This is a genomic window from Priestia sp. P5_B4, assembly GCF_056400385.1.
On record NZ_JBFULJ010001233.1, the window covers coordinates 1 to 859 of the forward strand.

General features: G+C 35.0%; 2 protein-coding genes and 1 pseudogene. All 3 read right to left on the reverse strand.

Going from position 1 to position 859, the window contains the following annotated elements; genetic code table 11:
• Positions 1-24 precede the first annotated feature (24 nt).
• Complete coding sequence (locus AC1DRF_RS30145) at positions 25-213, reverse strand: hypothetical protein (protein ID WP_163158491.1); 189 nt, start codon at positions 211-213, stop codon at positions 25-27.
• 50 nt (positions 214-263) lie between these two features.
• Positions 264-458 carry a DUF6980 family protein gene (locus AC1DRF_RS30150; protein WP_016763636.1) on the reverse strand — a complete coding sequence of 65 codons (195 nt, stop codon included), beginning with the start codon at positions 456-458 and terminating at the stop codon, positions 264-266.
• 30 nt (positions 459-488) lie between these two features.
• Positions 489-847, reverse strand: a pseudogene (locus AC1DRF_RS30155) (hypothetical protein).
• Positions 848-859 lie beyond the last annotated feature (12 nt).

Genomic DNA, 859 nt, shown 5'->3' on the forward strand with positions numbered 1-859 from the left:
GTACAACATCAAAAGAAATTCTTATTAGTAGGTCTTCTTTTGATTATCCTTTGTTTTCGATTTCTTATCTAAGATGAATTTTAAATGGCTACTAAAGATGAATAAACCGCAGATGACCATCAACCAGCGCGTAACCCCTTGATGTATAGGATCAAAAAGGTTTAATAAAACGATTCCTAATCCTGATAACATAGCTAGATAACGAAAAATCAAGCCCAATCCCCCATTCCAGAAATGAAGAGGATCTCCCCTTCATACTTAAGTTAAAGCTTCTTACCACACCATGGGCAAAATGAAATTCCAATGATGGATGAACCACCATCATGGATAATTAAACCGTATTCCTTATTTGTTTTATCAAATAAGATAAGATTATCTGGACAATCAAACGGATCACTGTGAATATCACACGTAAAGTTCGCATGATAATTCATATAATCGCAGCAATGCTTTTTCATTCGTTTTCTCCTTAACTATATTGGTCACTATTACTTTTCTCGGTAAACTGAACAGTGTTCATCGGAAATACGATAATTTTCCTTACCGATTGGGGCCGCTACCTCAACTAATTTATGTCCTAGCCGGTCCCATACCGCTACTGTATGCAAAGATACCCATTTCAGATCTCCTCTAGCAAGACGAAAAGAATAGTACCAGTTTTCAGTCCTTACTAATAAACTTCTATAAGAAAGTTCCTTTTTCTTTAAATTTTTGATTTCTAGAATAAAATCTAACATATTTTCTTCCTTAGGCACTTGAATAATTCGCGCTATAAATGTTCCATTAGGATTTTTTTCGTTTTATAAACTTTTTCCCTTTCTATTTCTAACTCTGGCCGCCCCCTCATATTCATTCCCCC

Bases quoted from the DNA above. Each gene is read 5' to 3' on its own strand.
- AC1DRF_RS30150 (WP_016763636.1), bottom strand. From the start codon at position 458: ATGAAAAAGCATTGCTGCGATTATATGAATTATCATGCGAACTTTACG.